The sequence below is a fragment of the Rhizobium sp. NLR8a genome (genome assembly GCF_019685235.1).
Lineage (GTDB): Bacteria > Pseudomonadota > Alphaproteobacteria > Rhizobiales > Rhizobiaceae > Rhizobium.
In genome coordinates, this window is sequence record NZ_JABDWI010000024.1 from 1 (window position 1) to 25,939 (window position 25,939).

The 25,939-nt window shown below is 61.3% G+C and carries 25 protein-coding genes and 2 pseudogenes; 19 read left to right on the forward strand and 8 right to left on the reverse strand.

Annotated features, from left to right (window positions below):
• Together HJC04_RS30795 and HJC04_RS30800 are read left to right on the forward strand one after the other, a co-directional pair.
• Positions 1-173: pseudogene (locus tag HJC04_RS30795) on the forward strand (trehalose utilization protein ThuA); the annotation flags it as partial.
• Between the two features lie 27 nt (positions 174-200).
• Entirely contained in the window at positions 201-1,238 is a 1,038-nt protein-coding gene (locus HJC04_RS30800; RefSeq protein ID WP_210631906.1) for a Gfo/Idh/MocA family protein, read from the forward strand.
• A 29-nt stretch (positions 1,239-1,267) separates the two neighbouring features.
• Here HJC04_RS30800 and HJC04_RS30805 read toward each other — a convergent pair whose 3' ends face one another.
• The 5 genes from HJC04_RS30805 to HJC04_RS30825 all read right to left on the reverse strand — a co-directional run bounded on the left by HJC04_RS30805 (position 1,268) and on the right by HJC04_RS30825 (position 6,424).
• Positions 1,268-1,660 carry a DUF4112 domain-containing protein gene (locus HJC04_RS30805; RefSeq protein ID WP_210631907.1) on the reverse strand — a complete coding sequence of 131 codons (393 nt, stop codon included), beginning with the start codon at positions 1,658-1,660 and terminating at the stop codon, positions 1,268-1,270.
• A gap of 156 nt (positions 1,661-1,816) precedes the next feature.
• The gene (locus tag HJC04_RS30810; protein WP_210631908.1) at positions 1,817-2,890 is read right to left on the reverse strand and encodes an alcohol dehydrogenase family protein; all 1,074 of its coding nucleotides are present in this window, start codon (positions 2,888-2,890) and stop codon (positions 1,817-1,819) included.
• Between the two features lie 13 nt (positions 2,891-2,903).
• Positions 2,904-4,283, reverse strand: coding sequence for an aspartate aminotransferase family protein (locus HJC04_RS30815; protein WP_221147785.1), 1,380 nt, complete (start codon positions 4,281-4,283; stop codon positions 2,904-2,906).
• A 26-nt stretch (positions 4,284-4,309) separates the two neighbouring features.
• On the reverse strand, positions 4,310-5,806 hold the full coding sequence (locus HJC04_RS30820; protein WP_221147786.1) for an NAD-dependent succinate-semialdehyde dehydrogenase: 1,497 nt from the start codon (positions 5,804-5,806) through the stop codon (positions 4,310-4,312).
• 120 nt (positions 5,807-5,926) lie between these two features.
• Entirely contained in the window at positions 5,927-6,424 is a 498-nt protein-coding gene (locus HJC04_RS30825; RefSeq protein ID WP_210631911.1) for an Lrp/AsnC family transcriptional regulator, read from the reverse strand.
• Positions 6,425-6,525: 101 nt separating this feature from the next.
• On the opposite strand from HJC04_RS30825, the gene HJC04_RS30830 reads away from it, so the two are divergent.
• The 10 genes from HJC04_RS30830 to doeB all read left to right on the forward strand — a co-directional run bounded on the left by HJC04_RS30830 (position 6,526) and on the right by doeB (position 16,128).
• Positions 6,526-7,911, forward strand: coding sequence for a PLP-dependent aminotransferase family protein (locus HJC04_RS30830; protein WP_221147787.1), 1,386 nt, complete (start codon positions 6,526-6,528; stop codon positions 7,909-7,911).
• A gap of 121 nt (positions 7,912-8,032) precedes the next feature.
• Entirely contained in the window at positions 8,033-8,818 is a 786-nt protein-coding gene (gene ehuA / locus HJC04_RS30835; RefSeq protein ID WP_210631913.1) for an ectoine/hydroxyectoine ABC transporter ATP-binding protein EhuA, read from the forward strand.
• 56 nt (positions 8,819-8,874) lie between these two features.
• Entirely contained in the window at positions 8,875-9,723 is an 849-nt protein-coding gene (ehuB, locus tag HJC04_RS30840; protein WP_210631914.1) for an ectoine/hydroxyectoine ABC transporter substrate-binding protein EhuB, read from the forward strand.
• 76 nt (positions 9,724-9,799) lie between these two features.
• Positions 9,800-10,459 carry an ectoine/hydroxyectoine ABC transporter permease subunit EhuC gene (gene ehuC, locus HJC04_RS30845; RefSeq protein WP_207603351.1) on the forward strand — a complete coding sequence of 220 codons (660 nt, stop codon included), beginning with the start codon at positions 9,800-9,802 and terminating at the stop codon, positions 10,457-10,459.
• A gap of 4 nt (positions 10,460-10,463) precedes the next feature.
• Positions 10,464-11,123, forward strand: coding sequence for an ectoine/hydroxyectoine ABC transporter permease subunit EhuD (ehuD, locus tag HJC04_RS30850; protein ID WP_221147788.1), 660 nt, complete (start codon positions 10,464-10,466; stop codon positions 11,121-11,123).
• Between the two features lies 1 nt (position 11,124).
• Positions 11,125-11,904: an ectoine utilization protein EutA gene (gene eutA, locus HJC04_RS30855; RefSeq protein WP_210631916.1), complete on the forward strand. Its 780-nt coding sequence runs from the start codon at positions 11,125-11,127 to the stop codon at positions 11,902-11,904.
• Between the two features lie 4 nt (positions 11,905-11,908).
• Entirely contained in the window at positions 11,909-12,910 is a 1,002-nt protein-coding gene (eutB, locus tag HJC04_RS30860) for a hydroxyectoine utilization dehydratase EutB (RefSeq protein WP_210631917.1), read from the forward strand.
• The gene (gene eutC, locus HJC04_RS30865) at positions 12,907-13,899 is read left to right on the forward strand and encodes an ectoine utilization protein EutC (protein ID WP_221147789.1); all 993 of its coding nucleotides are present in this window, start codon (positions 12,907-12,909) and stop codon (positions 13,897-13,899) included. The genes eutB and eutC overlap by 4 nt, the downstream gene beginning before the upstream one ends.
• 32 nt (positions 13,900-13,931) lie before the next feature.
• Positions 13,932-15,113, forward strand: a complete 1,182-nt coding sequence (doeA, locus tag HJC04_RS30870; RefSeq protein ID WP_210631919.1) for an ectoine hydrolase DoeA — start codon at positions 13,932-13,934, stop codon at positions 15,111-15,113.
• A 7-nt stretch (positions 15,114-15,120) separates the two neighbouring features.
• A complete protein-coding gene (gene doeB, locus HJC04_RS30875; RefSeq protein ID WP_210631920.1) occupies positions 15,121-16,128 on the forward strand; it encodes a N(2)-acetyl-L-2,4-diaminobutanoate deacetylase DoeB in 1,008 nt (335 codons plus the stop codon).
• Between the two features lie 44 nt (positions 16,129-16,172).
• Here doeB and HJC04_RS30880 read toward each other — a convergent pair whose 3' ends face one another.
• Positions 16,173-17,990 carry a methyl-accepting chemotaxis protein gene (locus tag HJC04_RS30880; protein WP_210631921.1) on the reverse strand — a complete coding sequence of 606 codons (1,818 nt, stop codon included), beginning with the start codon at positions 17,988-17,990 and terminating at the stop codon, positions 16,173-16,175.
• A 237-nt stretch (positions 17,991-18,227) separates the two neighbouring features.
• Here HJC04_RS30880 and HJC04_RS30885 point away from each other — a divergent pair, with 237 nt between their 5' ends.
• Both HJC04_RS30885 and HJC04_RS30890 read left to right on the forward strand, forming a co-directional pair.
• Entirely contained in the window at positions 18,228-18,476 is a 249-nt protein-coding gene (locus HJC04_RS30885) for a type II toxin-antitoxin system VapB family antitoxin (RefSeq protein ID WP_210631922.1), read from the forward strand.
• Positions 18,473-18,886, forward strand: a complete 414-nt coding sequence (locus HJC04_RS30890; protein ID WP_210631923.1) for a type II toxin-antitoxin system VapC family toxin — start codon at positions 18,473-18,475, stop codon at positions 18,884-18,886. Before HJC04_RS30885 ends, HJC04_RS30890 begins: the two co-directional genes overlap by 4 nt.
• A gap of 105 nt (positions 18,887-18,991) precedes the next feature.
• Here the strand turns inward: HJC04_RS30890 and HJC04_RS32010 are convergent.
• Positions 18,992-19,238 (reverse strand): annotated as a pseudogene (locus tag HJC04_RS32010) (hypothetical protein).
• A complete protein-coding gene (locus tag HJC04_RS30895; protein WP_221147790.1) occupies positions 19,186-20,049 on the reverse strand; it encodes an EF-hand domain-containing protein in 864 nt (287 codons plus the stop codon). Before HJC04_RS30895 ends, HJC04_RS32010 begins: the two are co-directional and overlap by 53 nt.
• A gap of 162 nt (positions 20,050-20,211) precedes the next feature.
• Between HJC04_RS30895 and HJC04_RS30900 the strand changes: the two genes are divergently transcribed.
• The 5 genes from HJC04_RS30900 to HJC04_RS30920 all read left to right on the forward strand — a co-directional run bounded on the left by HJC04_RS30900 (position 20,212) and on the right by HJC04_RS30920 (position 25,939).
• Complete coding sequence (locus HJC04_RS30900) at positions 20,212-20,859, forward strand: TetR/AcrR family transcriptional regulator (RefSeq protein ID WP_210631925.1); 648 nt, start codon at positions 20,212-20,214, stop codon at positions 20,857-20,859.
• Between the two features lie 209 nt (positions 20,860-21,068).
• Positions 21,069-23,252, forward strand: a complete 2,184-nt coding sequence (locus HJC04_RS30905; RefSeq protein WP_221147791.1) for a DUF1217 domain-containing protein — start codon at positions 21,069-21,071, stop codon at positions 23,250-23,252.
• A gap of 357 nt (positions 23,253-23,609) precedes the next feature.
• On the forward strand, positions 23,610-24,449 hold the full coding sequence (locus HJC04_RS30910) for a transporter substrate-binding domain-containing protein (RefSeq protein WP_221147792.1): 840 nt from the start codon (positions 23,610-23,612) through the stop codon (positions 24,447-24,449).
• 162 nt (positions 24,450-24,611) lie between these two features.
• Positions 24,612-25,274: an amino acid ABC transporter permease gene (locus HJC04_RS30915; protein ID WP_221124574.1), complete on the forward strand. Its 663-nt coding sequence runs from the start codon at positions 24,612-24,614 to the stop codon at positions 25,272-25,274.
• A 5-nt stretch (positions 25,275-25,279) separates the two neighbouring features.
• Positions 25,280-25,939 (forward strand): amino acid ABC transporter permease, encoded by a 660-nt coding sequence (locus HJC04_RS30920; RefSeq protein WP_085781604.1) that lies wholly within the window; start codon positions 25,280-25,282, stop codon positions 25,937-25,939.

The following is a 25,939-nucleotide window of genomic DNA, read 5'->3' on the forward strand; positions in this document are numbered from 1 at the left end:
ACGACGCCACGGTGCAGAAGGTGCTGATCAACGGCGTCAAGTGGGCCTACAACCCTGAAGGCGCGTTGACTGGCATTACCGACGCTCCAAATGTGCCCGTGGAAAAGGCATTGGAGCCGATCGTCGAACGCGGCCCGAAACTGCACCAGGCCGGCGAAGCCGGTTACCGCTGAATTTGATAAACGACTATGAGGACACAAATGCGCTTGATCATTCTCGGAACGGGAGGATGGGCAAACACCCATGCCATGAATTTCTCGGAAATCGCCGGCGTCAAGATTGTTGCTGCCGTTGATACCGACGAGGTCCGACTTCGGGCCTTCGCGCTCAGGCATGGCATCCCGCTTACCTTCACATCGCTCGATGACGCCCTTGCGTGGGGGGAGTTTGACGCCGTGACCAATGTGACGCCGGATCGCGCGCATTATTCCACGACAATGAAGATACTCGGCGCCGGCAAACATGTGCTCTGCGAGAAGCCCCTGGCCGTCAACTACCGCGAGGCCAAGGAGATGGCCGACGCCGCGGCGGCGTCCGGCAAGGTCGCGATGGTAAACCTTACCTATCGTAACGTGGCGCCGCTGCAGGCGGCGCGAAAGATGGTACTGGATGGCCGCCTCGGCGCGATCCGCCACTTCGAAGCCTCGTATCTGCAGAGCTGGTTGGTCTCCAAGGCCTGGGGCGACTGGACCAAAGAATCCCAATGGCTTTGGCGGCTCTCGACAAAGCACGGCTCCAATGGCGTGCTGGGCGATGTCGGTATCCACATTCTCGACTTCGCGGTTTTTGCCGCCGGAAGCGACGTCAAGGCGGCGGCGTCGCATCTCAAGGTTTTCGACAAGAGTCCTGGGAACCGGATCGGAGAATACGAACTCGATGCAAATGACAGCTTCCTGATGATGGCCGAACTCGAAAACGGGGCGGCCGGTGTCATTCATGCGACGCGCTGGGCGACAGGCCATCTGAACGAATTGCGCCTGCGCTTGCATGGAGACAAGGGGGCGCTGGAGGTGGTGCATACGCCTGAAGGCTCCACCCTCAGGGCCTGTGAAGGCGCCGATGCCGACAAGGCGATCTGGCGCAAGATCGAGGTCGAGCCGGTCATCACCAATTTCCAGAGATTTGCGAACGCCGTGCAAAAAGGGGAGAGGGATGAGCCGGGTTTCGGCCATGCCGCCAAGCTGCAATTTGTTCTTGATCACGCAGTCAAGACGGCCGGCGCCCTGACGGAGCTTTAGGCAGGCTCTTCGGAGGGCGGTCGAACTCGTCAAATGCGCTGGTTCAGCTCGTCTTCGCTGATGCCGAAATGCTCGAGGATGATCCCGACGTTCCGGCGGTGCGACTTGAAATAGACGTCAAAGAGATCGCCGATCAGCGGAACCGTGCCGCAGGCGGCGTCGACGCCGAGATTGACCGCCATGCGGGCGAGCTTATGCGCGGGAAGGCCGAGGCGCCTTGCTTCGTCGATGATGAAAAGACCGATAAGCGACCCGGCAACGTCACCGACGGCCGGGATGAGGCCGAGAACCGAGTCTGCACCGATCCGTACGCCCAAAGGCAACCTGACTGCGGTGTCCATGAGCCGAGCGATCGCGGCGGCGCGGCGAATTCTGCCGAGTTCGGCGGCGGTGGGATATCTCATGGCCTGGGAAACTGGCATCAGCGACTCCGCCGAGCGACGGATCGCTGCGCCTCCATCACGAAGGCAGGGACGCCTTCCATCGTCCGAAGCTGCGTGTACCCGGTGCGATCGAAAGCGTTTTCCATGGCGGTGGAACGCCGCAGACCCGATAAGGTTCGTGCGGTGCGACGGAGATCATCTCGCGTCGGGAACGACGACCAGTTTGCCTACAAAGTTTTTCGCCATGAATTCGGTCTGCGCCCGGTGGAAGTCCGACAGCGGATAGACGCCGCCGACGAGGGGCCGGATTTTGCGGCCTTCGATATAGTCGACGAGCCTGCGGAAATCGGCGCGACTCCCCTGGCTCGATCCGTGCAGCTCGAGCTGCTTCAGATATATCGTCCGCAGATCGAGCTGCACGACCGGGCCGGCGATGGCGCCGGCCGTCGTGTAGCGGCCTTCCGGACGCAGGATCTTCAAGAGATCGTTGAACAGCGGTCCGCCGACCAGATCTGCGACGACGTCGATCGGCTGGCCACCACTTGCGGAATGGACGGCCTCGACAAGATCGCCCTTGCTGCGGGTCACTACCGCTTCGGCGCCGATGTCGATCATCGCCGCCTCCTTGCCGGGGCCTGCGACCGCGATCGGGATGGCGCCGCGGGCGCGGGCGAGCTGGATGATCGCTGAACCGACGCCGCCCGAAGCGCCGGTGACGAGAACGCGCTCGCCGGCGACAAGCCTTGCCCGTTCCAGCATACGTTCGCCGGTCAGATAGGCGCAGCAGAAGGTAGCAAGCTCGACATCGGTCAGATCGGTCGCGACGACATGGGCGTTCTCGGCCGGAAGCGCCATATATTCGGCGTAGCCGCCATCCCGCCCGTGGCCCATGTAATCGATGTCGGCAAGACTGTCGTCATCGCGATTATAGATCGAGAAGTCGACCATGACGCGTTCGCCGATGCGTCTCGGATCAACGCCCGCGCCGACGCCGACGATATGGCCGACGGTATCGGTGCCCTGGATGCGTGGAAATGTCAGAGTATTGCCCTGCCTGCGCCAGGTGGAGACGGCGGAGGGATCATCTTCTGTGCCGTAGGCGCCTTGGCGCACCCAGACGTCGGTATTGTTCATGCCGCAGGCAGTGACTCGGATCAACACCTCACCCTCCGCCGGTGTTGGGACAGGAACGTCCCTGTCGTAGACGAGCTTTTCCAAGCCACCATGGCCGGTGAGCAACACCGCCGCCATCTTTTCCGGGATCGTCATGCGGCTCTTCTCCTCAGATGGTTTTGAAAACACTCTCGATCGCGTCCGCAGCCGCCTTGACGACGACGTCTGCTTCTTCCCGGCTGAGGCAGAGCGGTGGAGCGAAGCCGAGAATGTCGCCCTGCGGCATGGCGCGGCCGATGACGCCGCGTTCGAGAAGGGCGGATGCGACCTGCGGACCGATCTTGCGGGCGGGATCGAAGAACCGGCGATCGTCCCTATCCTCGACGAATTCGATTGCCGCCATCAGACCGTCGCCGCGGACCTCGCCGACATTCCGATGGCTGCCAACCGCCTCCTGCAATTGCGACCGGAAATAGCTGCCGGTCGTGCCGGCATTATCGACGATGCCGAGTTCGTCGATCAATTCCAGATTGGCGATGCCTGCGGCAGCGCAGATCGGATGGGCGGAATAGGTCCAGCCATGGCCGATTGCGCCGAGCTGATCGGAGCCCTGCACCAGCACCTGCCAAATCTTGGTCGAAACGATCGAGCCGGAAAGCGGAGCATAGGCCGAGGTAAGGCCCTTGGCGATGGTGATCAGGTCCGGCTTCATGGCATAGTGATCCGAGCCGAACATGGTGCCGAGACGGCCGAAGCCGGTGACGACTTCGTCGGCAACAAGCAGGATGTCGTATTTGTCGAGCACGGCCTGGATCTTCTGCCAGTAGCCCCGCGGCGGCGGCACGATGCCGCCGGTGCCGAGGATCGGTTCGCCGATGAACGCGGCGACGGTATCGGGGCCTTCGGCGAGGATCATCTCCTCCAGTCTGTCGGCGCAATATTGCGAGAACTGGTCCTCGTCCATCGAACGGTCGGGGCGGCGGAAATAATAGGGCGCCTCGGTGTGAAGGATGGGCGTACGCGGCAGGTCGAAGGCATTGTGGAAAAGCGCAAGACCGGTGAGGCTACCGGTCATGACGCCGGAGCCGTGATAGCCGCGCCAGCGCGAGATGATCTTCTTCTTTTTCGGCCGGCCGAGAATGTTGTTGTAATACCAGATCAGCTTGATGTTGGTCTCGTTGGCATCCGAGCCGGAAAGGCCGAAATAGACGCGGCTCATGCCCGCGGGCGCGCGGTCGATAATCATTTTCGCAAGCGTAATCGACGCTTCCGTACCATGGCCGACATAGGCGTGGTAGTAGGCGAGGGTCTTCGCCTGTTTGGCGATGGCGTCGGCGATCTCCTGGCGGCCGTAGCCGACATTGACGCAATAAAGCCCGGCAAAGGCATCGAGGCTTTTGCGGCCGCTGGTGTCGGTGATGTAGACACCTTCGCCCCCGGTGACGACCCGCGTCGGCGTCTCGCCACGCGCATGCATGCCCATATGGGTCGAGGGATGAAAGAAGTGGTCGCGGTCCCAGGCGGTGAGTTCGTTGCTTTGCTCGAGCATATCCTATCCTCTCTTGAAATGGGCGCTCAGGCGGCGGTGTCGATGCAGAGATACTTGAGCTCGGTGAAAGCCTCGAGCCCGTGGCGGGAGCCTTCCCGGCCGAGGCCGGACTGCTTCCACCCGCCGAAGGGGACGGGGCCGCCGGTGATCTTCACGCGATTGATCGCCACCATGCCGTATTCCAGCGCGCGGCCCAGGCGCATCTGGCGGGCGCCATTTTCGGTGACGACATAGGCGACCAGGCCATATTCGGTGTCGTTGGCACGGGCGACGACCTCTTCCTCCGTATCGAAAATGGCAAGTGCTGCCACAGGCCCGAAAGTCTCCTCGCGCATGATCAGCGCATCCGCCGGCACATCCGTCAAAAGCGTCGGCTGATAAAAGAGTGGGCCGGCTCTATGGCGGCTGCCGCCTGCAACGAGCCGCGCGCCACGCGCCAAGGCGTCGGCAACCTGGTCCTCGACCTTGACGACAGCGCGTTCATGCATCAGCGGCCCGATTTCGCTTTCAGCTTCGATGCCTGCGCCGACCTTCAGCGCGCCGATGCGCGCGGTAAAAGCCGTGGCGAAGACATCGGCGATGCACCGCTGGACAAAAATGCGATTGGCGGCAAGGCAATCCTGGCCTGACGTGGCAAACTTGGCACCGACGGCGATCTCGACGGCTTTCGCGACATTGGCATCGTCGAAGACAATCAGCGGCGCGTGCCCGCCGAGTTCCATTACCAGCCGCTTCATGGTCGGCGCGCACTGGCCGGCGATCAGGCGTCCAACTTCGGTCGAACCCGTGAAGCTCATGGCGCGCAGGCGGCTATCGCCGCACATCCGTCCGACGATCGTTGCAGCATGGCCGGTGACCACGTTAAAGACGCCGGCGGGAATACCGGCCCGTTCGCCGAGTTCGGCAAGCGCCAGGGCAGAAAGCGGCGTTTCCGAGGAGGGGTGGGCGACGACCGTGCAGCCGGCGGCAAGTGCTGCGGCCGCCTTACGGGTGAGCATAGCGGAAGGGAAATTCCAAGGCGTGACGATGCCGACGACCCCAAGCGCCTCGCGCCGGACAATCATTTCCGCTCCGGCTAGATGGCTGGTGACGCTTTCGGCGTTCAGCCGCTTGCCTTCTTCGGCATACCACTCCATGAAGGAGGCGGCGTAGTCGATCTCACCGCGCGCTTCGGCAAGCGGCTTGCCCTGTTCGAGCGTCATGATCAGCGCCAGATCTTCCCTGGCGGCGAGCATCAACGCGTGCCATTTCTGCAGGATCGCCGCGCGGTGCTGCGGCAGCATCGCGCGCCAAGCGGCAAAGGCCTGCGACGCCGCATCGATCGCCATCGCCGTCTCCTCAGCATCGAGGCTCGCAACCCATGCCAGCGTTGCCGAAGAGGCCGGATCGGCAACAGCGAAGCTTTTGCCTGTGGCCCCTGCGATCCACCGGCCGCCGACATAGGCGAGATCGCGCAGGAGATGACGGTCGGCAAGCCGTGACAGCGCATCATGAAAGTCGGGGCGGGCAAACACGGCGGTCATGTCCAATCTCCTCGTTGCGGTTGACGCAAGTCTTCCACAAGAGCCGACGAGAGATTGTCCTTTACCGAAGGCGGAAAGAGACAGACGGTCTAAAGGACGGCCGCCTGCTAGAGAGATTGTCTAGGAGGCGCTCTGTTCTTCCCCGGAGACGGCGAAGGAAGAGACCGGAAGGACTGTATCCTCCTTCACCGTCTTGGTGACGATGTAGGTGAAGTAGCGGTCGATGCCGAGTTGGCGGTCGAGAAGGCCGTCGACCAGCCGCTGATAGGCGTCGATATCGGCCGCCATGATTTTCAGGATATAGTCGACGCCGCCGCCGACCGACCAGCAGGCGACGATCTCGGGAGTTGCGGCAACGGCGCGCTCGAAGCGCTCGAAATCGGCCTGGCGATGATTGGCGAGCGTCACTTCCATCATCACGCTGGCCACCGGCGCAATGCGCCGCGGGGCGATCCGGGCGTGGTAGCCGGTAATGATCCCCGCCTTTTCGAGCTTGCGCAGCCGCATCCAGCACGGCGTCGGCGACAGCCCTGCCTTTTCGGCCAGCGCCAGCTTGGTAATGCGGCCGTCGTGCTGGACGGCGTCGAGGATGCGCAAGTCGATGGCGTCGAGCTTCATGGCGCTTTCTTTAGAAAGAAATCATTTCAAACGCGGTGAAAAGACAATGGAAGTGCATTTTGGCATTGTCAATTGAACTGATTTTCAGCAGTGTTAAAATCATGACAAATTGGCGTCCCGATCCCTCGCAACTCCGCCGCCCTGCCTATCTCTCGCTCGCCGAGCAGATCGCCAATGCGATCACCGACGGCAAGCTCTCCGACGGCACGCAATTGCCGCCGCATCGCAAGCTGGCGGATGATCTGCATCTTTCCGTGCAGACGGTGAGCCGCGCTTATGACGAGCTGAGCCGCCGCGGACTGATATCGGGCGAGATCGGACGCGGCAGCTTCGTGCAGACGCGGCCGCCCGAGCCGGAGCCGCCTTACCTGCCGGAACGGCTGGGGGAGGTGATCGATCTTTCGATCCTGAAACCGGTCTGCGAGCAGATCCATCTGGAAAGGCTACGCCAGGCCTTCGGCTGGCTCTCCGAGAATCTGCCTTCCAGCTCGGCCCTGTCGTTCCGGCCGAATATGGTTTTTCCCCGCCATCGTGCCGTTGCTGCCGAATGGCTGGAGCGCTGCGGGCTCGACGTATCGCCGCTGAACATCAGCGTGACGAATGGCGCGACTTCGGGCATGACGGTGGCGCTGATGAGCGTCGCCCCGCCCGGTTCGACCGTTGCCACCGAGGCGATCAGCCATCATACGCTGGTGCCGCTCTCCAGCTATCTCGGCCTGCATCTCGAGGGGCTGGCGATCGACGAGGAGGGGATGATACCCGAAGCGCTTGATGAAGCCTGCCGGACGGGGCCGGTCCGGGCGATTTTCCTGCAGCCGTCGGTGATCAATCCGATGGCGGCGCTGATGAGCGCCAAGCGCCGGCAAGCTCTGGCAGCCGTTGCCGCCAAACACGACATAGCAATCATCGAAAATGACATTCTCGGCCCGATGGTCGAGGACCGCGCGCCACCGATGGCCGCCTTCGCGCCGGAACGCACGCTCTACGTCACGAGCTTCACGAAGATCACCGTTCCCGGCCTCAGGATCGGTTATCTCGTTGCCCCTGACCGCTATGTCGCCGCCGTTGCCAACCGGCATCTGGTCTCCAGTTGGATGGCGACACCGGCGATGGCCGAAATCGCCACCCGCTGGGTCAGCGACGGAACGGCGATGGAACTCGTCAACTGGCAGCGCCGCGCCCTTGTCGGGCGCCATGCGATCGCCGCGGATATGCTGGCCGGCCTGTTCTATCGAACGCATCCGCAAAGCCTGCATGTATGGCTGCCGCTTTCCGGCAACCATACGGAAGATGGTTTCGTGTCGCAGGCAAGGCTGCGGGGCGTGGCGATCGCGCCGGGCAAATCCTTCCGCACCGCCGATCACGGCTGGACGCCGGCGGTGCGCATCTCGCTCGGCTCGACGACGGAAGGCGAGCTGCGGACGGGACTGGGGATCGTTGCCTCACTGGCGCAGGGAAATCCCGAAGAGCTGCTGCTCGCAATTTGAGGCCGGCGCCTCATTTGCGGCAGACGCAGAATAATTGTCATGATATTATTTTACGAATTGACATGATTTTCGAGCGCCGTCATCGTTAGGCCATTGCTTGTCTCAACAGGGAGAGACATGAATGCCTGCGCCCATCATCCGCATCGACAACATCGTCAAGAGATACGGCCCGCTGACCGTGCTCGACGGCCTGTCGATGAATGTCATGCCGGGCGAGAAACTGGCGCTGATCGGGCCGTCCGGCTCCGGCAAGACGACGATCCTGCGCATCCTGATGACGCTCGAAACGATCAGCGGCGGCCATATCGAGGTCGATGGCGAGCAGCTCTATCACATGCCGAATGGCAACGGGCTGGTGGCGGCCGATGAACGGCATCTGCATCGCATGCGCGAGAAGATCGGCATGGTCTTTCAGCACTTCAATCTATTCCCGCACAAATGCGTGCTCGACAATGTGACGCTGGCGCCGATGCTGACCAAGGGCATCAAGCGGCCCCAAGCCGAAAAGCGGGCAATGGAGCTTCTCGACATGGTCGGTCTCGCCGATAAGGCTAGAAGCGTGCCGGCGCAGCTTTCCGGCGGGCAGAAGCAGCGCGTCGCCATCGCCCGGGCGCTGGCGCTGTCACCGAAGATCATGCTGTTCGACGAGGTGACCTCGGCGCTCGACCCGGAGCTGGTCGAGGAGGTGCTGAACGTCATGCGCCGTCTCGCCTCCGAGACCGACATGACGATGCTGCTCGTCACCCACGAGATGGGCTTTGCCCACGACTTTGCCGACCGCGTGCTGTTCTTCGATCGCGGCAGGATCGTTGAGGAAGGCAAACCCGGCGACATTTTTCGCAATCCGACGCAGGAGAGGACGCAGATCTTCTTGCGCAAGATCATCGCGGCAGGGCACCGCGTCTGAGATCCGACATTGCCCGCAAAAACAAAGCGCAAGGAAAGCCAGAGGAGTTGGGAACGATGAAAGCAGGATATATTTTGAACGCCATCGGCCTGTCGGCGCTGCTGATGACAGCAGCCGGCCAGGCTTGCGCCGGCGATGACAAGCTCGAACAGCTGAAGGAGCAGGGCTTTGCCCGTATCGCCATCGCCAACGAGCCGCCGTTCACGGCGGTCGGCGCCGACGGCAAGGTCTCGGGTGCCGCGCCCGATGTGGCGCGGGTGATCTTCGAAAAGCTCGGCGTCAAGGAAGTCGTTGCCTCGATCTCCGAGTACGGCGCAATGATTCCCGGCCTGCAGGCCGGCCGACACGACGCAATTACGGCGGGCCTCTTCATGAAGCCGGAACGTTGCAATGCCGTCGCCTATTCCGAACCGATCCTATGCGACGCTGAGGCCTTTGCTCTCAAGAAGGGCAACCCGCTGAAGCTGACGAGCTACAAGGATATCGCCGATAACCCGAACGCCAAGATCGGCGCGCCGGGCGGCGGCACGGAAGAGAAGCTGGCGCTGGAAGCCGGCGTGCCGCGTGACCGCGTGATCGTGGTTCCGGACGGGCAGAGCGGCATTAAGATGCTGCAGGACGGCCGCATCGACGTCTATTCGCTGCCGGTCCTGTCGATCCACGATCTGTTGACCAAAGCGAACGATCCGAACCTCGAAACCGTCGCCCCCGTCGTCAACGCGCCGGTCTATTGCGACGGCGCCGCCTTCCGCAAGCAGGACGTCGCGCTTCGCGATGCCTTCGACGTCGAGCTGAAGAAACTGAAGGAATCGGGCGAATTCGCCAAGATCATCGAACCCTACGGCTTCTCGGCCAAGGCGGCGATGTCGACGAGCCGCGAAAAGCTCTGCGCCGCAGCCAAGTGATCTGATGTAAGCAGCCGGCCATGCTCCCGCCATGGCCGATTGCCCTTCGCACCATCTCCAGAGAAGTGAGCTGCCGATGTCGGTGTGGTCCGGCTATCTGACACTGATCCTTCAAGGCGCCCTGGTGACGCTCGAGCTGACGATCATGGGCTCGGCGCTGGCGCTCGTCATGGCCTTCCTGGCCGGCCTCGGCCGCCTGTCGCGCTTCTTTGCCCTCCGGGCTCTGGCGACTGCCTATATCGAATTCTTTCGCGGCACCTCGATCTTCGTCCAGCTCTTCTGGGTCTATTTCGTCCTGCCCTTCGCGGGATTGACGTTGACGCCGCTGCAGGCGGGCGTGCTGGCGCTCGGTCTGAATGTCGGCGCCTATGGCGCGGAGGTGGTGCGCGGCGCCGTCAAGGCCGTCGGGCGCGAACAATCGGAAGCCTGCATCGCGCTCAATCTGTCGCGATACCAGCGCATGCGCCACGTCATACTGCCGCAGGCGTTGCCGCTGATGCTGCCGACCTTCTGCAACAATGCGATCGAGCTTTTGAAGGGCACTGCCGTCGTGTCGCTGATCTCGCTGACCGACATGACCTTTCAGGCGCAAGTGGTGCGGGCGCAGACCGGCAATACGCTGGTGCCTTTCGCAGCGATCCTCATCCTCTATTTCCTCATGGCCTCCGCCATCTCGGCGGCGATGCGCCTCTTGGAGCGACGGATGACACGCGGCCTCGATGGCATGAGGACCTGATCATATGGAATGGGATTGGGACTTCGTCTGGCAGATCATGCCGACCCTTCTCGAAGGGTTCAAGATCACCATTCTCGCGACTATCCTCGGCGCTGCTGTCGCCATGGTCGCAGGCCTCGCGCTTGCCATCGCGCGGCGGTCACCGGTCGCCGTCATTTCCAGAACGGTCGGCTTCGTCTCTGAATTCATCCGCGGTACGCCGCTGCTGGTGCAGCTCTACTTCATCTTCTACGTCCTGCCGGATATCGGCATCCGGCTGTCGCCGCTCACCGCCGGCGTCATCGGCATGGGCATTCATTATGCGACCTATGCGGCCGAGGTCTATCGCGCCGGCATCGAGAACGTTTCGCGCGGACAATGGGAGGCGGCCAAGGCCACCAATCTGACGACGCGCCAAGCCTGGATCCACGTGATCTTGCCGCAGGCGATCCCGCCGATGATCCCGGCGCTCGCCAATTATTTCATCGCCATGTTCAAGGAAACGCCGCTGCTGTCGGCGATCACCGTGCTGGAATTGATGAACCAGGCCAAAAGCATCGCCAATAGCAACTATCGCTATATTGAACCCATGACGCTCGTCGGCGTCTTCTTCCTCGTCGTCAGCTTGATTTCGGTTGTCGGATTGCGCTGGCTCGAGGAGCGCTATGCCAGGGTGGATGACTGACATGACGGCATCGATCGAGATCATTCCCGCCGGCCGACTGCCACGGCTGGACGACCGGCCGCTGGAAAAGCGCATCGGCCTCGTCATCCTGGCGACCGACCACACGACGGAAGTCGACTTCCGGCGGATGGTCGCCAGCGACCGTATCGGCGTCTATGTCAGCCGCATCCACTACGCCAATCCGGTGACACCGGAGAATCTCCTGAAGATGCAGCCGTCGCTGACCCAAGGCGCAGGGCTCATTCTGCCGGATGAGACGCTGGATGCCGTCATGTATTCCTGCACCTCCGCCTCTGTTGTCATCGGCGACCGCAAGATCGAGAAAGCGATCCATGCGGCCAAACCCGGCGTTCCCGTTGTGATGCCAACGGCGGCGGCTGTGAAAGCCCTGAAGGCGTTCGGCGCCAGGCGGATTTCCGTGCTGACGCCTTATACAGTCGAAACCAGCCGGCCGATGGCGGATTATTTCACCCGTCTTGGTTTTGCGATCGATCTCTTTACCTGCCTCGGTCTGAGCGACGACCGCGAGATGGCACGGATTGCGCCGGATGACATTGCAGCCTTCGCCCGCCAGGCGCTGGCGCCGCAATCCGATGCACTGTTCATTTCCTGCACTGCAGTGCGCGCCGCACAGGTCGCCGCCCGCATCGAAGCCGAGACCGGCAAGCCGGTGGTGACCAGCAATCTCGCCACCGCCTGGGCCTGCCTGCGGCTCTGTGGCGATGATCAGGCGCGGCCCGAACTCGGTCGGTTGATGACCAGACCCTATGGGGAAGGCTGAGCGCATGAAGGGTCTCCTGCCAGTTTCGATGGAGGATATCCGTGCGGCGGCGCACCGGATCGCCGGCCGTGTTGTGGAAACGCCGATCGTGTCGTCGGCATCGCTCGGCGAGATCGCGGGCGTTCCGGTCTGGCTGAAGCTCGAACATCATCAGACGACGGGCAGCTTCAAGCTTCGCGGGGCGACCAATGCGGTAGCGTCATTGTCGCCGGCGGAACGCGTGCGTGGCGTCGTCGCCGCCTCGACGGGAAATCACGGCCGGGCGCTTGCCCATGCGGCGAAGGCACAAGGCATGGTCGCGACGATCTGCATGTCGCGGCTGGTGCCGGCGAACAAGGTTTCAGAAATCCGCCGTCTGGGTGCCGATGTGCGCATCGTCGGTCGATCACAGGACGAGGCGCAGGAGGAGGTGGACCGGTTGGTGCGAGAGCAAGGGCTGGTGATGGTTCCGCCTTTTGACCATCCGGCTGTCGTAGCCGGGCAGGGAACGCTGGGGCTCGAGATCGTCGATGCATTGCCGCAGACAGCCACGGTTCTGGTGCCGCTCTCGGGCGGTGGCCTTGCCGCGGGCGTTGCCGCCGCGATCAAGGGCGTCAATCCGAAAACGAGAGTGATCGGCCTGACGATGGAACACGGCGCCGCGATGAAAGCGAGCCTCGATGCCGGACGGCCGGTGCAGGTCGAGGAAGTGAGAAGCCTTGCGGATTCGCTCGGCGGCGGCATCGGCCTCGACAATCGCGTGACTTTCACCATGTGCCAGGCGCTTCTCGACGAGGTCGTCCTGCTGACGGAGGCGGAGATCGCCGCAGGCATGCGTCATGCCTATGCCTGCGAGCGCGAGATCATCGAGGGGGCGGGAGCGGTCGGAATAGCAGCGCTGCTGGCGGGCAAGATCAGCTCCGGCGGCCCGGTCGTTGCGATCCTTTCCGGGCGAAATGTCGACATGGAACAGCACCGCCGGGTGATCAACGGCGAGGGTACGGCATTCACGGAAGGTGGCCCATGAACCGCATGATCATTCTGACGGAAGCGGAATTGCGCAAGATCGTGGTGCTCGATCGCGATGCGGTCGCCTGCATCGAGCAGGCTTTCGCGGCGCTTGCCACGAAGGCAGTCGCCATGCCGCCAATTCTGCGGCTCGACATTCCGGAATATCGGGGTGAGGTCGATGTGAAGACCGCCTATGTTCCGGGCATTGAAGGTTTCGCCATCAAGATCAGCCCCGGTTTCTTCGACAATCCAAAGATCGGACTGCCGAGCACCAATGGCATGATGGTGCTGCTGTCCAGCCGGATCGGCCTGGTGCAGGCGCTGCTTCTGGACAATGGCTATCTCACGGATGTGCGCACCGCGGCAGCCGGAGCCGTCGCCGCGAAATACCTGTCACGGCAAGACTCCAGCGTGGCCGCAATTTTCGGCGCCGGAATGCAGGCTCGGCTGCAACTCGAAGCACTGACGCTGGTGCGGCCTATCGCCGAGGCCAGGATCTGGGCCCGTGATGCCGCCAGGGCGCAGAAGGCAGCGGCCGAATTGAGCGGGAAACTTGGATTTCCCGTCAGTGCCGCCTCGGATCCGAGAGAAGCAATCTCCGGCGCCGATATTATCGTGACCACCACGCCTGCGGAAAAACCGATCGTCGAAGCCGAGTGGCTCGAACCCGGGCAGCATCTGACAGCCATGGGGTCGGATGCGGAGCACAAGAACGAAATTGATCCGGCGGCCATCGTCCGGGCCGGTCTTTATGTCGCCGACAATCTGAAACAGACGCGCCGCCTCGGCGAATTGCACCACGCAATCGAAGCCGGCCTGGTCGCGGCCGATGCCGAGCTTGCCGAGCTCGGCCGGATCGTTTCCGGTCGGACGGCGGGCAGAACGAGCAGCGACCAGATCACCATTGCCGACCTCACCGGCACCGGCATCCAGGACACTGCTATCGCCACCCTTGCCTTCGCCCGCGCCGGCGTGATGAAGGCGGGGACCACATTCGAAAGCTGACCGGCGCGGCGCCGGAAAAGAAGGGAAGAAACATGACCCAGCCCAATCTGAAGTTTTCGCTCGGCGAATATGCCGCGCGGCTGGAAAAAACACGGCGTGCCATGGAAGCGAAGGGTGTGGACCTGCTTGTTGTCAGCGATCCCTCGAACATGGCCTGGTTGACCGGCTATGACGGTTGGTCCTTCTACGTGCACCAGGCGGTGATCGTGCCGCCGCAGGGTGAGCCGATCTGGTTCGGCCGCGGCCAGGACGCCAATGGTGCCAAGCTCACCGCCTATCTCACGCACGACAATATCGTCGGCTATCCCGATCACTACGTGCAATCCACCGAGCGTCATCCAATGGATTACCTCTCCGGCATCCTGACGGAGCGCGGCTTTGCCAAGCTGACGATCGGCGTCGAGATGGACAATTACTGGTTTTCGGCCGCCGCCTTCGCCGCGCTGCAGAGGCATCTGCCGAATGCGCGCTTCGTCGACGCGACCGCGCTGGTCAACTGGCAGCGCGCGGTCAAGAGCGAGACCGAAATCAAGTACATGCGCAATGCGGCCCGGATCGTGGAAGCCATGCACGCCCGCATCTTCGACAAGATCGAAGTCGGCATGCGCAAGTGCGATCTGGTGGCGGAAATCTATGATGCCGGCACGCGCGGCGTCGACGGCATCGGCGGCGACTATCCGGCCATCGTGCCGCTGCTCCCGTCCGGCGTCGAAGCATCCGCACCGCATCTGACCTGGGATGATCGGCCGTTGAAGAAGGGGGAGGGCACCTTCTTCGAGATTGCCGGCTGCTACAACCGCTATCATCTGCCGCTGTCGCGCACTGTCTTCCTCGGCAAGCCGACGCAGGCCTTTCTCGACGCCGAAAAAGCGACCCTGGAAGGTATGGAAGCCGGTCTTGCGGTCGCCAGACCCGGCAATCGCTGCGAGGATATCGCCAATGCCTTCTTCACGGTGCTGAAGAAATACGGGATCGTCAAGGACAACCGCACGGGTTACCCGATCGGGCTTTCCTATCCGCCGGACTGGGGCGAGCGCACCATGAGCCTGCGGCCAGGCGACCGGACGGAGTTGAAGCCCGGCATGACCTTCCATTTCATGACCGGCCTCTGGCTCGAGGACATGGGTTTCGAGACGACGGAGAGCATCCTCATCACCGAGAGCGGTGTCGAATGCCTCGCCAGCGTTCCGCGCAAGCTGATGGTCAAGGATTGAGGCTGTCATGACAGAGACTGGCTTGCGGCCGTCGCCGATCAGCGCGACGGTGGATTTCGCCGCCGAGGGCGTCCAGCACGGTTTCCTGAGGCTGCCCTACAGTCGCGACGATTCCGCTTGGGGCTCGGTGATGGTTCCGATAACGGTCATCAGGAACGGCAAGGGACCGACGGCGCTCCTGACCGGCGGCAATCACGGCGACGAGTACGAGGGGCCGATCGCGCTCTTCGATCTCGCCCGTTCGCTGCAGGCAGAGGAGGTGAGCGGCGCTGTCATCATCGTGCCGGCAATGAATTACCCGGCATTCCTTGCGGGAACCCGGACCTCGCCGATCGACAGAGGCAACATGAACCGCAGCTTCCCGGGTCGTCCGGACGGTACGGTGACCGAAAAGATCGCCGATTATTTCCAGCGTGTGCTTCTGCCGATGGCGGATCTCGTGCTCGACTTCCACTCCGGCGGCAAGACGCTCGATTTTCTCCCGTTCTGCGCAGCGCACATCCTGCCGAACAAACAACAGGAGGCGCAGGCTTTCGATTTCGTGACAGCCTTTGCCGCACCCTATTCGATGAAGATGCTGGAGATCGATGCGGTCGGCATGTACGACACGGCGGCCGAGGAGATGGGCAAGATCTTCATCACGACCGAACTCGGCGGTGGAGGTACTGCCACGGCCAGAACAGCGGCGATCGCAAAACGCGGCACGATCAACGTGCTGCGGCATGCCGGTATCGTCGCCGGTGCCGTCGATACCGGGCCAACGACCTGGCTTGATATGCCGGACGGCCGCTGTTTCTCCTTCGCGGAACAGGGCGGGTTGATCGAACCCGCCATCGACCTCGGCGAAGCGGTCGCCAAGGATGCTGTCATCGCCCGCATCTATCCGACCGGGAGGACGGGTGAGGCGCCGCGCGAGATCCGTGCCGCCATGGACGGCATTCTCTGTGCGCGGCATTTCCCGGGGCTGGTCAAATCAGGCGACTGCGTTGGGGTCGTGGCGATTGTGACGAACTGAAATGACGGCGGGCGTGTGAGATGAATGTCACCCCTCGATCTGTGTCAAGCCGCCTTGCGCGCTCTTGACCCGGCAGCTGCCGCATTGGTTTGGAAGCGACCGACAATTCCTTCCAGCGTCTGCGTCTGGCTGCCGAGCGCGCGGCAGGCTGAGACCGTTTCCGCGGCCATGGCGGCGTTGTGCTGCGTGACCTCATCGAGCGCGTTGACGGAGGCGTTGATTTCCCCGATCGCCACCGCCTGCTCGGAGGAAACCGAAACGATGCGGGCGATCAGGCCGGCGACCTGCTCGACCTGACCTTCGATTTCCGTAAGCGCCCTGCCGGTGCGGTTGACAAGCTCCACGCCGGTGGAAACCTGAGACGATGACGTGGAAATCAGAGATCTGATCTCCTTGGCGGCGTTGGCTGATCGAAGAGCGAGCTCGCGCACTTCCTGCGCCACAACGGCGAAGCCTTTGCCGGCCTCGCCGGCGCGGGCGGCTTCGACGCCGGCGTTGAGCGCCAGAAGATTGGTCTGGAAGGCGATCTCGTCGATGACGTTGACGATCTCGCCGATCTGGGCGGACGAACCTTCGATCTTCTGCATGGCGGCGATCGCATCGCGAACGATGGCCGCCGAATGTTCGGCGCTGCTGCGCGTCTCGGCCATCATGCCGGTCGCCTTGCCGGCATGGTTCGAAGCATCCTTGGCCTTGGCGTTCATTTCGCCGAGCGCACTCGTAGCCTCTTCAAGCATCGCTGCCTGCTGTTCGGTGCGTAATGCAAGGCTGTCGGCGGCATCCGTGATGCCGGCGGAGGAGCTGCCGACCTGCCTGGAGGTCTGGGCGACCTCCGCAATTGAGGCGGAAAGCGCGTTCATGCTGTCGTTGAACTTGGCGCGCAAGCTCTCATAGGCGGCGGCAAAGGATGTCGTGATACGGCAATCAAGATTGCCGTGCGACAGCTGGTCCAGGCCATATGTCAACTCGTTGATAACTGTTTCGCGTGTCCGCTCCTCGGCCGCCTTCTCGGCCATTTGGCTGCGCTCGCGTTCGAATTCGGCATCGCGAAGGGCCGCTTCGCGCTTTTGCGCGTCCTGGCGTTCCAGCGCATTGCGACGGAAGACCGCGACTGCCTTGGACATGGCGCCGATCTCGTCTGAACGGTTCGCATAGGGAACTTCGGTTGAAAAATCGCCCTCGGCAAGGTTGCGCATATAGGCCTTCATGCCGTCGAGCGGCACGATTGCCCGGCGGCGCAGGAGATAGAGCCCCGCCAGCAGCAGAGTGAAGGAGCCGAAGCCGGCAGCGCCCGCACAGATCGTCCAGGTCACGATTTCCGAAGCTGCGTTCTTTTCCTCGCCCTTCAGGAAAGCGTCGGAATTGGCGACGAGCTTCTCTACAGCATCCTGGTGCGCATGGAAGGCGACGCGCAATTGCTCGATCGCGCCGTGGGCCCTGTCTTCATCCTTTGCTTTCAGGGCCGGGATGATCTCGCGGTTCATCACGTCCCAGAATGCATCGCCCTTCGTCAGCACATCGTTTTCAAGCTCGTCCTTCAAAGCCTGCGGCAGCCTGGTGGTTTTCCAATAGGCGCGACGGTCGTCGTAAGCGGCTTTCAGATTGGCGATCTTCGCCAGATTGGTTTCGGTGAGTTCGGGGAATTTGCTCGCCTCGAAGGAGAGCATATAGGACTCGACCACGAAGAGCGGCGGCGGCAATATATCGGCGATGAGATCCTTGCCGTAGACCACCTGCTCGTAAACCGGGCCGTTGACTTTCAGCCTTTCAAGCGCCGATTGCTGCAATCCAATCGACATGAAAAGACCGGCTGAAACGGCGATGCCAAACGCCACCAGGCTGCGCGCAATGGTAAATGCCAAGACTCTCTCCAAATAACTTTGGGCTTCTCTTCTTCGAGATGCCTGATTTACACATGCCATTATTTCTCAAGAACGCTGAGATATGGTTAATTCTTTAGAATGTGGGAGGCTCCAAAAGATCTTCCCAGACTGCCCAAAATTGGGGTGATCCGCGAAACGCTTCTAGGTATCAAGCCATCAATTGCCATCTTGATGGCGCATCTGGAGCGCGCTATATCTGTCGTAAAGGAAATTAACATGGCCGAACCCCAGCTTTCCGTACGAAGTGCAAGGGCGCGTGACCTTGCTCATCGACTCGCCCGCCGCGAAAACCGCTCGATAGCCGATATCGTCGAGCGGGCGCTGGAATCCTATGAAATACGCGAGGCCGGCCGTGAGCCGGCATCGTCCTTCTACAACAGGCTCTCGCAGCAAAGTGGGACGGATATTGACCTCGAGGCCGTCCTGAAAGAAGACCGGCAGGCGCATAAAGGCATCGAGCTTTGATTTTTCTCGATACCAACGTCGTCTCGGAGACGTTGAGAAAATCGCCTGATGAAGCGGTAATCGCATGGCTGGTTCGTCATGATGCTGAACTGGCACTGCCCACGGTGACGATTGCCGAGATCGCTTTCGGTATCCAGAAGATCCGGCCGGACCAACGAGCCGAGCGCCTCGAACAGGGACTTTCCGACTGGCGGCGCCGCTTCGCGGACCGGATTTTTGGCCTGACCGAAGAAGCCGCTCTTGCCTATGGCGAGATCATGGGGACCGCAGCTCATCAGGGGCGCGGCATGTCAGCGCCGGATGGCATGATCGCAGCTATTGCGAGGGTTAATGGCGGTCGGCTCGCGACGCGAAACCTGAGCGATTTCGTGACCACGAACCTTGAATTGATTTCCCCGTGGGAGTTTTGATCTGAGAAGCACCGCAGCCACGAACCTGAAGCCAAGCCGACCAGTTTTGTAATTTGCCAAGAGACGACGCGATCGTCGCAATACTTACATTGACAACGGCGCCACTCAAGCCAATCGCATCAGCATGTCGTTGAGTGCCGATCTCTCGCAGCAGTTCGATCAGCCTGTCCGTGTCGTCTTGGCTGAGCCGGCCGCTTCCGCCGCTTTTATCCCAGAGATGCTGGAATTGCTGGCTCATCTCACGCGCGCTATGCATGATTTCGATGATTTGCGCGCGGTTTTCCCAGGTCCTGCCGGCGTCAGGCCGCGGACTGTGTGGACAATGAACCGGTGCCTGAGGTGTCGAGCAGATCGAAGAGCTGGCTCGCCTGGCTTTCGGTGACATCGTCAGGCTTGCCGGCCATGAATTCGTCGAGGCTCACCACCCCATCTCCATTCGTATCGAGATCGGAAAGCAGGGAGGCGAACTGGTCTTCGTCCTCGGACGGCGGCGGCCCCTGGGGACGCTCCGACTGCTGGGCGGACATGGCTTGGGTTGCCGCGTCGACCGACAGCGAACCGGCGCCCTCGCTGTCGAAGCTGTCGAACAGCGTTCCTGTCTGATTTTCGCTGACATCGGACGGACGGCCTGCGACGAATTCGGCCTTGCTGACGAGTCCGTCGCCATCGGTATCGAGATCGGCGAGCATGGACGCCAGCTGATCATCGTCGCCTGGCGGCGGCGGGGGCGCGCCATCGGGACGTTCCGACCGCTGGGCGGACATCGCCTCGGCGAGTGCATCGACCGACAGCGAGCCTGCGCCTTCGCTGTCGAAGCTGTCGAACAGCGTTCCTGCCTGATCCTCGCTGACATCGGACGGCCGGGCCGCGACGAACTCGGCCTTGCTCACATAGCCGTCGGTATCCAGATCGGCAACGTCCATGCCTGCGCCGCCGTCGGCTTCGCCGGTGGAGCCGGACTGGTCGAAACGGTTCATTGCCAGCGTCACCAGCTGGGCCATCAGTTTGTCGGCGCTGCTGGACGAGTCTTCGTCGAGCTGCCTGCTTGTGGTTGATTTTTTCGCCGAAACCGTACTACAGGATAGGATGTCCTGGGATGTGGATGTCGAGCTCTTGCTATAGGAATGGGAAGAGACTGACGTGGCGGCCGAAATGGTCGTCATAGGCGCTCCATCGCTTGAGGGTGGGGATGCAACGCATTACAGAACTTATGGGTTCTCTAAATCGAATTTACTAATGCCACAACCGAAAAAATCATCCCTCAGAAATAACAGGCTGCTTCTCGCGATCGTTGGCATGCGCGTCGGCAAAGCGGTCTGATCGTCATGGATATCGTCGACGACCCCGCAGATGAGCCGCGCAAAAGAGGCAGGCCTAAAGTCTCCAGCGATGAAGACAAGCGGACGCATATCGTCGAGGTCGCCCGCCGCGTTTTCGTAAAATACGGTTATGCCGGAAGCACGACCGCGATCGTCGCCTCGGAGGCGGGTGTCTCCAAGCAGACGCTCTACAAGCTGTTTCAGAGCAAGGAAGAGCTGTTTGCCGCCGTGGTCGGCGCGCATCGGCGCCTGATGCTCGACCTGCCGAGGCCTGCCGAAGATATCTCGATCGCCGAGAGTCTCGAGCGTATCTTCATGATCGACATGGACGAGGATACGGATGCGGAACGCGCCGGCTTCCTACAGCTTGTCTTTCGCGAAGCGGCTCAGTTCCCCGAGCTTATCGACATTCTCCAGCGCGAAGGCATACTCGCCAGCCGGCAGCATCTCGCCGACTGGCTGAGCGATCGCCGGTCGGAAGGTAGGCTGTCGCTGGATGATCCGGAGAGCGGCGCCCGCATGCTGATGGATATGATCTTTGGCGGCATGGGCCCTCCGGAAGGCCGCGTGCAAGCCTGGCCGGACCGGACCCTGATGCTGGCCCATCTTCACCGCTGCATCGCGATCTTCGCCGCCGGTGTCGGGGCCGCTTGAACTGGTGGTGGAGATCCCTCGATTTCAAGCTTCCAATTCCCGATTGGATGATTTATAGAACTATAGAGTTCCATTAAGTCGATTCGGCCACATGCAGGTGGCTGTGCTTCGCCATGACCGGCGACGATATTCCCGTAAAGACGAAAAGTTCCACCGTGGCTGCCGGCAGGCTTTCACGCGCGTTGACGCGCCTATGAAGAGGACGGACGTTGGTTTCCACCTATGTAAGCTATCTCGCGGTCGCGCGAAATCTGAACGCCAGTCTCTCCAGCGTTGCGTCTCAGGCCACGGTTGCTCGCGACAGCGCCTATTACAAGGAAAACATCGGCAAGGTCACGACCGTCGATGAATTCATGAGCGATTACAAGCTCTATTCCTATGCGATGAAGGCCTACGGCCTCGAAGACATGACCTACGCCAAGGCCTTCATGAAGAAGGTGCTGGAGAGCGACCTCAGCGATTCATCGAGCTTCGCTAACAGCTTGAGCGACGGCCGCTATGCCGAGTTCGCCGCCGCCTTCAAATTCTCCGGCGAGACGAAGACGGCGCAATCGGATGCGCAGCGGGACAATCTGCTTGATGCTTACGAAGACTCATTCGACACCGAGGCCGAGAACATCGAGGACGAGACCGATTATTTCGAGGAGAATATCTCGTCGATCACATCCGTCGGCGAGTTGCTGTCGAGCTCGCGGCTGAAGAACTATGTGCTGACGGCTTTCGGTCTCAGCACCGAATACACATCGACCAGCTTTCTCAAGGATGTTCTGACGAGCGATCTCGACGATGCCGACAGCTTCGTCAATCAGCTCGACGATGATGTCTATGTCAGCCTGGCAAAGGCCTTCAATTTCAGCCAGGACGGCTCGGTCGACGGCGAGGTGATGTCGGAAGACCAGCTATCGCTGGTGACAAGCGCTTATGCCGTGGCATCATCGACGATCGCTTCTACCGAGACCGGGGAGGCTTATGATACTTATTTCGCTGCTCAGATCGGAAACATCACCTCTGTCGATCAATTAATGAGCGACGACAAGCTGGTGTCCTATCTCAGAACAGCCTACGGTCTTTCCGACACCGAAACTGACAATTTCATCTCCGCGGCCCTGAAAAGCGCCGACACCGCCGACGCGATCGGCTTGTCCGACCTGCACGACGCCTTCAATTTCGATGAGGACGGCGCGCTTGCCGACGGCGACACGGCCCAGACGTCGGAACAGACGGCCGCGACCACGGCGGCCTTCGATGAAAACTACCAGGTGCTGATCGCCAATACCGACACGGAAGATGCGGTTGACAACTATACGACACGCATTGCCAGCGTCACCTCGATCGACGATTTCCTGGTGTCGAACGGCGATGATGACGATGACGACAACGACGATCTCCCTGAATTATGGGAGATGGCGCTGCGGGCATTTGGCATAGACTCCGGCGAGGTCTCGAAAAGCGAAGTCCGGAAGATCCTCGAAAGTGATCCCAGCGATCCGAAGAGCTATGTCAACAGCTTGAAGGACGATCGGTTCGAGGCGTTTCGCAATGCCTTCAACTTCGACAGCGAAGGCGATGTGACCGTCCCGCTGGAGGCGATGTCGGAATCGGTCGTCGATGACTATGCCGCCTATTACAAGCAGAACAAGATCCGATATTTCGAAGGTGACGAGCTGACCGAGGCGACCGACGCCGCGGATGAGGAGATCACCTATTTCCGTGACCAGATGGCGACGATCACCTCTGCCAGCGAGTTTCTCGCCGACGACCGGCTGGTTGCCTTTGCGCTTCAGGCGAAGGGCTTGGATCCGGAGGACGTCACGTCGGACGACCTGGAGAAGATGTTTTCGTCCGATCTCGACGACGAAGACAGCTACGTCAACAAGCTCGAAGACAACCGCTTCGCCGAACTGGTCGGCTCGTTCAATTTTGACCAGGACGGCACTATCTCGGCTGATCCTACCGGGACGGTGCAGCAGCGCGGCGACGTCTTGGAAACGGTCGACGCCTATGTCAGGCTGACGCTCGAGGATGATCAGGGCGACAGCAACACCGGCGTGCGCCTTGCACTCTATTTCGAACGCAAGGCACCGGAGATCTCGAGTGCCTATGACATTCTGGGCGACAGCGCGCTGTTCGAATTTTTCACCACGAGCTTTAACCTGTCCCGCTATGTCTCGAATATGGACGTCGACAAGCAGGCCGAGATGATCGAGAATTTCATCGACATCAAGGACCTCGCCGATCCGGACAAGGTCGACGATCTGATCAAGCGCTTTACCGCCATGTACGATATGGCGAACGGCACCGGCACCACGTCGACGGCGCTTTCCATCCTGACCGGCTCGGCGACGATCAGCGCCGATACGCTGCTTGCGATGGCACAGTTGAAAGGCGGCTGAGAAAGTCGCTTATCCGGCGGGTAACGCCCCTTCAAAAAGAGACCGTGTGGTAAACCCCATCAAGGGCCTGTGAATATTCGCGCTGCACGCCGGCCTGGCGGCGATGAACGCCTATTGCGTGGCTGAAAGGCTTCCCCTTCCTATATCGCGGCCCGAAGCTATCGGGCCGCCGCAAGCGCAACCGAAAACCAACCGCAAAATGTTGCGCTGCCGAAAAAACCGCCAAGCACTCTGCTGCGCGTTTTTTCGGCATGCCCCATTGACAATTCACCGCCGATGGCACTTGATATTGAAATCCAATAAAATAGACACATGTCCAGTATATTGGATCATCGAAACATCTACAAGGGGAACGCCATGATCATTTCCTTTCGCGCCGGCCTGATGTCGCTGGCCGTCGCCGCCCTGGTGTCGACGCCTGTGCTTGCCGAGGGCAGCAAGCTCGACGAGGTGCTGGCCCGCGGCCATCTCGTGCTCGGCACGGGCAGCACCAATGCGCCCTGGCACTTCAAGAGCGCGGACGACAAGCTTCAGGGCTTCGATGTCGACATGGGCCACATCGTCGCCAAGGCCCTGTTCGGCGATCCGGATAAGATCGAATTTGTCAACCAGTCGTCGGACGCCCGCATTCCGAACATCACCACCGATAAGGTCGACATCACCTGCCAGTTCATGACCGTTACGGGCGAACGCGCCCAGCAGGTCGCCTTCACCATTCCCTATTATCGTGAGGGCGTCGGCCTGATGCTCAAGGCGGATGGAAAATACGCTGATTATGCCGCTCTGAAGGCTGCCGGCTCCTCGGTCACCATCTCGGTTCTCCAGAACGTATACGCCGAAGCTATGGTGCACGCCGCATTGCCGGAGGCGACCGTCGACCAGTATGAATCCGTCGACCTGATCTATCAGGCGCTGGAGTCGGGGCGTGCCGATGCCGCCGCCACGGACCAGTCGTCGCTCGCCTGGTACATGACGCAGAACCAGGGCCGCTACAAGGATGCCGGCTACGGCTGGAACCCACAGACCTATGCCTGCGCCGTCAAGCGCGGTGATCAGGATTGGCTGAACTTCGTCAACACCGCTCTTCACGAAGCGATGACCGGTGTCGAGTTCGACTTCTATGCCAAATCCTTCAAGGCCTGGTTCGGTAAGGATCTGGCGCCGCCGCAGATCGGTTTCCCCGTCGAATTCAAGTGACCGCGATGCGGGGCGGGAGCTTGCTCCCGCTCCGCTGGAACAGGATGATCTCGGTCTAGGTCTGGCTAAGATCTCAGTCCGCTTCTGGATCGAATGATTGGAGATGACGTTGTCCGGCCCGCTCACAGGCTCGGCGGCATGCTCTGGTCTGAAAGGACCCGCATGGGTTACACACTGAACTTCGCTGCCGTCTGGCGCAATTTCGACTTTCTCTTAAGCGGACTTGCCCTCAGCCTCGGCCTTGCCGCGATCTCGATCCTGATCGGGGCCGCAATCGGTCTTGTGATGGCTTTCGCGCTGACGTCGAGGAGCCGCTTCGCGCTCGTGCCGGCGCGCGGCTATGTCACCGTCATTCGCAACCTGCCGATTCTCGTTCTGGTGCTTTTCGCCTTTTTCGCGCTGCCGCAGATGGGCTTGCGCCTCGACAAGATGAAAAGCTTCGTGCTGGTTCTTTCGCTCTATTCTGGGGCCTATCTGGCCGAGGTGTTCCGTGCCGGACTGCTGTCGATCCCGAGAGGGTTGACGGAAGCCGGCCTTGCCATCGGCCTGACGGCAATGCAGATCCGCAGCTCGATCATCGCACCGCTGATGCTGCGCAACGTTTTGCCGTCGCTATCCTCGACGATCATCTCGCTCTTCAAGGACACCTCGCTTGCCGCTGCCATCGCTGTGCCCGAGCTGACCTTTGCCGCCCGCAAGATCAATGTCGAGAGTTTCCGCGTCATCGAAACATGGATGGTTACATCAGCCCTCTATGTCGCCACCTGTTTCCTCATCGCCGCCTTGATGCGCCTCGTCGAGCGCCGTCTGGCCCTGCCGAGATAGTCCCGATGTCTCACACCTTTCTCGAACAACTCTGGATCGCCCGCTACGTCATCATGAACGGCATTGCCATGACGGTGTCGATCTCGCTGCTGGCCATTCTCGCGGGCTCCGTGCTCGGTGTTTTTGTCGGTCTGGCGCTGGTTTACGGCGGCATCGTCTTACGTCTCCTCGTGCGTGCCTATACGGATATCATCCGCGGCACACCGGTGCTCGTGCTCGTACTGGCAAGCTATTATGTCTCCGCCGCGGTCGGTCTCGATCTCGGACCGTTCTCCGCCGGCGTCCTCGCCCTTGCCGTCTTCTGCTCTTCCCATGTCGGCGAAATCGTGCGCGGAGCGCTTCAGGCGATCCCGAAGGGCCAGACCGAAGCGGCCAAGGCGATCGGTCTGACCTTTACCCAGACTTTCACCTCGGTGCTGTGGCCGCAGGCCATGCGCCAGTGTCTGCCGGCCTGGGTGAATACGGCGGCCGAGATGGTGAAGGCCTCGACGCTGCTCTCCGTCATCGGCGTCGCCGAGCTTCTCCTGCGCACGCAGGAGATCATCTCCCGCAATTTCATGAGCCTCCAGTTCTATTTTCTGGCCGGCGGTCTCTATTTCATCGTCAACTACGGCATCGAGCACTTCGGCAAATATGTCGAGCGCAAGACCGCCCTGCCGTCCTGA

What these genes read in the sequence shown, in the direction of transcription:
- HJC04_RS30800 (WP_210631906.1), top strand. Translation starts at nt 201, where the DNA reads ATGCGCTTGATCATTCTCGGAACGGGAGGATGGGCAAACACCCATGCC.
- ehuC (WP_207603351.1), top strand. Translation starts at nt 9,800, where the DNA reads ATGTCGGTGTGGTCCGGCTATCTGACACTGATCCTTCAAGGCGCCCTG.
- HJC04_RS30885 (WP_210631922.1), top strand. Translation starts at nt 18,228, where the DNA reads ATGGCCGAACCCCAGCTTTCCGTACGAAGTGCAAGGGCGCGTGACCTT.
- HJC04_RS30915 (WP_221124574.1), top strand. Translation starts at nt 24,612, where the DNA reads ATGGGTTACACACTGAACTTCGCTGCCGTCTGGCGCAATTTCGACTTT.
- HJC04_RS30920 (WP_085781604.1), top strand. Translation starts at nt 25,280, where the DNA reads ATGTCTCACACCTTTCTCGAACAACTCTGGATCGCCCGCTACGTCATC.
- HJC04_RS30895 (WP_221147790.1), bottom strand. Translation starts at nt 20,049, where the DNA reads ATGACGACCATTTCGGCCGCCACGTCAGTCTCTTCCCATTCCTATAGC.
- eutC (WP_221147789.1), top strand. Translation starts at nt 12,907, where the DNA reads ATGAACCGCATGATCATTCTGACGGAAGCGGAATTGCGCAAGATCGTG.
- HJC04_RS30810 (WP_210631908.1), bottom strand. Translation starts at nt 2,890, where the DNA reads ATGACGATCCCGGAAAAGATGGCGGCGGTGTTGCTCACCGGCCATGGT.
- HJC04_RS30830 (WP_221147787.1), top strand. Translation starts at nt 6,526, where the DNA reads ATGACAAATTGGCGTCCCGATCCCTCGCAACTCCGCCGCCCTGCCTAT.
- ehuA (WP_210631913.1), top strand. Translation starts at nt 8,033, where the DNA reads ATGCCTGCGCCCATCATCCGCATCGACAACATCGTCAAGAGATACGGC.
- doeB (WP_210631920.1), top strand. Translation starts at nt 15,121, where the DNA reads ATGACAGAGACTGGCTTGCGGCCGTCGCCGATCAGCGCGACGGTGGAT.
- HJC04_RS30825 (WP_210631911.1), bottom strand. Translation starts at nt 6,424, where the DNA reads ATGAAGCTCGACGCCATCGACTTGCGCATCCTCGACGCCGTCCAGCAC.
- HJC04_RS30900 (WP_210631925.1), top strand. Translation starts at nt 20,212, where the DNA reads ATGGATATCGTCGACGACCCCGCAGATGAGCCGCGCAAAAGAGGCAGG.
- HJC04_RS30815 (WP_221147785.1), bottom strand. Translation starts at nt 4,283, where the DNA reads ATGCTCGAGCAAAGCAACGAACTCACCGCCTGGGACCGCGACCACTTC.
- HJC04_RS30910 (WP_221147792.1), top strand. Translation starts at nt 23,610, where the DNA reads ATGATCATTTCCTTTCGCGCCGGCCTGATGTCGCTGGCCGTCGCCGCC.
- doeA (WP_210631919.1), top strand. Translation starts at nt 13,932, where the DNA reads ATGACCCAGCCCAATCTGAAGTTTTCGCTCGGCGAATATGCCGCGCGG.
- HJC04_RS30805 (WP_210631907.1), bottom strand. Translation starts at nt 1,660, where the DNA reads ATGCCAGTTTCCCAGGCCATGAGATATCCCACCGCCGCCGAACTCGGC.
- ehuB (WP_210631914.1), top strand. Translation starts at nt 8,875, where the DNA reads ATGAAAGCAGGATATATTTTGAACGCCATCGGCCTGTCGGCGCTGCTG.
- eutB (WP_210631917.1), top strand. Translation starts at nt 11,909, where the DNA reads ATGAAGGGTCTCCTGCCAGTTTCGATGGAGGATATCCGTGCGGCGGCG.
- HJC04_RS30820 (WP_221147786.1), bottom strand. Translation starts at nt 5,806, where the DNA reads ATGACCGCCGTGTTTGCCCGCCCCGACTTTCATGATGCGCTGTCACGG.
- eutA (WP_210631916.1), top strand. Translation starts at nt 11,125, where the DNA reads ATGACGGCATCGATCGAGATCATTCCCGCCGGCCGACTGCCACGGCTG.
- ehuD (WP_221147788.1), top strand. Translation starts at nt 10,464, where the DNA reads ATGGAATGGGATTGGGACTTCGTCTGGCAGATCATGCCGACCCTTCTC.